Source organism: Variovorax sp. CAN15 (assembly GCF_030462475.1).
Classification (GTDB): Bacteria; Pseudomonadota; Gammaproteobacteria; order Burkholderiales; family Burkholderiaceae_C; genus Variovorax.
Window position 1 is genome coordinate 1 of sequence record NZ_JASMRZ010000167.1, and the last position, 2,985, is coordinate 2,985.

Sequence of the window (2,985 nt, forward strand, 5' to 3'; positions counted from 1 at the left end):
CGCAGGGCATCCTGCGCACCGTGGCCGCCTATCACGACGAAGTCGTGACTCGCGAGCACCCCCGGCTCGAATGTGAATGGCCGCTGGACGGGTCCCGCTTCGCCGGCCAGCTGCCTCCCATCGTGAGTGAGGTCACCTTCGCGATCCGCAAGAAGGCGAGCTCAGTGTTCACGCTCGACCAATACGTCGAGCGCGAAATCATGACCGCCAGTCAAGCCGAGGCGCTACGCGAGGCGGTTCAGGCTCACAAAAATATCCTCGTCATCGGCGGCACCGGGAGCGGCAAGACCACGCTCATCAACGCCCTGATCGCGGAGATGGTTCGTCAGAACCCGCATGAGCGGTTCGTGACCATTGAAGACACGGCCGAGTTGCAATGCACCGCGCCCAACAAGGTGCAGTACTACGCCAGCGCAAATGTGTCGTTAGCCGACCTGGTGAAGGGCACCTTGCGCATGCGCCCTGACCGGATCTTGGTGGGCGAAGTGCGAGACGGCACGGCGCTCGATCTGGTGGACGCCTGGAACACCGGCCATGACGGCGGCGCCGGCACGCTGCACGCCAACAGCCCACTCGCAGCGCTCAACAGGTTGCGCTCGCTCATCACCCGAAATCCCGCGGCTCCGGCCGAAATTGAGCCGCTCATCGGTGAGGCGGTTCATGTCGTTGTTCACATCACCCGCACCGCCTCGCGGAGCCGCCGCGTGCAAGCAATTCTTGCGATCGACGGCTATGCGGACGGGCACTACACAACCCGAAACCTCTAGGAGTCAGCCATGCAGTTCAACACCAGCCACGGTCGCAGCATCAACACCAACCATGTCAAAGCAACGCTTGCGTTGCTGACATTGTTGGTCCTCTTTCTTCCCGRCGCACACGCGTCGGCTGGCGGCGGCGGCGGCCTCCCGTATGAAGGCTGGCTCGGAAAAATCACCGACTCGATCACCGGGCCGGTCGCCTACGCGATCTCCCTGGGCGCACTCGTTGCCGCCGGCGCAGCGTTGATCTTCGGTGGTGACATGAACGGCTTCATGAAGGCGCTCCTCTTCATCACGCTCGTCCTGTCGATGATCGTTGCCGCCAAAAACTTCCTTTCTGGCCTGACCGGCACGGGCGCCACGATTGCGCCCGTGGCGCACGTGCTCGTGGTGCCGGTGCCGGCCGTGGCATCGCTGGCCTGAACATGGCACTGCACACGATCCCGATTCGTCGGGTAGGCAACCGCATCACCCTCTTCCTCGAAGGCGATCGTGAGCTGGTGATGCTCTCCGGCCTCATGGCAGGCGCGTTGGTCTTCTCCGCAGCTGAACTGCGCGCAACGTTGATCGGGATGGTGCTGTGGTTCTCCAGCCTGTTCCTCCTTCGCCTGATGGCGAAGGCCGATCCGCTGATGCGTCATGTGTACCTGCGGCATCGCCGCTACCACGCGTACTACCCAGCCAGGTCCACACCGTTCCGCGACAACACGACGTCGCAGGGGAACCAGTACAAGTGATCACGTCCCTTTCTATCGGAATCGCCGTGCTCGGCGCGCTTCTCGTTTTCATGCTGGCTGGCCAGCTCCTCCAAAACAGCAGCGCTCGCAAGCTGACGAAGCATCGTCGCAAGGACGCCGCGTTTGCCGACCTCCTGAACTATGCAGCGGTCTGCGCTCCCGGCGTGATCGTGGGCAAGAACGGCTCCTTCATGGCCGCGTACGCCTATGCAGGGGAGGACAACGCCTCCGCGACAGAGGAACACCGCAACTTGGTTGCGGTCCGCATCAACCAGGCGCTGGCGCGTATGGGCAACGGTTGGATGATTCACGTCGACGCGGTTCGCCGGGAGGCACCAGGCTATTCCGACCCGTCGCGCTCATTCTTCCCCGATCCGGTGACCCTCGCCATCGACGAGGAGCGACGTCGGCTCTTCAAGCAGATGGACACGATGTACGAAGGCTACTTCGTCATCACCTTCACCTTCTTTCCGCCAGCCCTCGCGCAAAGAAAATTTGTCGAGCTCATGTTCGACGATGAACAGGCGACGCCCGACAAGCTCGCGATCACGAAGGCACTCCTCTCCACGTTTGAACGCGACATCGCGAACATCGAATCGCGCCTCTCGTCGGCAGTGAAGCTGGAGCGCCTGCAGGGCCACCAGTTCACGGCGGAGGACGGCCGTGTCACCACGCAGGAGGACTTCCTGCGGTGGCTCCAGTTCTGCTGCACTGGTCGCAACCACCCTGTGCAACTTCCATCCGTGCCGATGTACATCGACGGCCTGGTGGGCGGGCAAGAAATGTGGACGGGCGTGGTTCCGAAGATCGGTCGCAAGTTCGTCCAGGTCGTCTCGCTCGATGGATTCCCAATGGACTCATACCCCGGAATTCTTTCGGCCTTGGCCGAACTCCAAAGTGAATACCGGTGGTCCAGCCGCTTCATCTTCATGGATCTGCACGAGGCAATCAAGGACCTCGAGAAGTACCGCAAGAAGTGGAAGCAAAAGGTCCGTGGCTTCTTCGATCAGCTCTTCAACACCAACGGCGGGGCAATCAACCAAGACGCGCTCGCAATGGTGCAAGACGCCGAGGCTGCACTGGCCGAGGTGAACAGCGGCACCGTCGCTCAGGGCTACTACACCAGCGTCGTGGTCTTGATGGACGAGGACCGCGGTCGGCTGAGCAAGTCCGCCATGCAGATCGAGAAGGCCATCAACGCCTTGGGCTTCACTGCGCGCGTCGAAACGATCAACACCGTAGACGCGTTCCTGGGAAGCCTCCCGGGGCATGGTGTCGAGAACGTTCGTCGGCCGCTTCTGAACACGCTGAACCTGGCGCACCTCATTCCGAGCAGCACCATCTGGACGGGCGAGAACACCGCGCCGTGCCCGATGTACCCACCTGGCGCACCGCCGCTCATGCAGACCGTGACACACGGTGGTACGCCGTTCCGCTTCAACCTGCATGTTCGCGACGTCGGCCACTCGTTCATCTTCGGCCCGACTGGC

At 62.3% G+C, this 2,985-nt stretch carries 3 protein-coding genes and 1 pseudogene; all 4 read left to right on the forward strand.

The window, feature by feature from the left end:
* Positions 1-767 (forward strand): P-type conjugative transfer ATPase TrbB (gene trbB / locus QMO14_RS33035; RefSeq protein ID WP_301512343.1); only part of this gene is annotated, 767 nt, incomplete at its 5' end.
* Between the two features lie 9 nt (positions 768-776).
* A complete protein-coding gene (locus QMO14_RS33040) occupies positions 777-1,181 on the forward strand; it encodes a TrbC/VirB2 family protein (RefSeq protein WP_301512344.1) in 405 nt (134 codons plus the stop codon).
* Positions 1,182-1,183: 2 nt separating this feature from the next.
* Positions 1,184-1,495 (forward strand): conjugal transfer protein TrbD, encoded by a 312-nt coding sequence (locus QMO14_RS33045; protein WP_301512345.1) that lies wholly within the window; start codon positions 1,184-1,186, stop codon positions 1,493-1,495.
* Positions 1,492-2,985, forward strand: a pseudogene (locus tag QMO14_RS33050) (conjugal transfer protein TrbE); the annotation flags it as partial. The gene QMO14_RS33045 and the pseudogene QMO14_RS33050, both read left to right, overlap by 4 nt.

Bases quoted from the DNA above. Each gene is read 5' to 3' on its own strand.
- QMO14_RS33045 (WP_301512345.1), top strand. From the start codon at position 1,184: ATGGCACTGCACACGATCCCGATTCGTCGGGTAGGCAACCGCATCACC.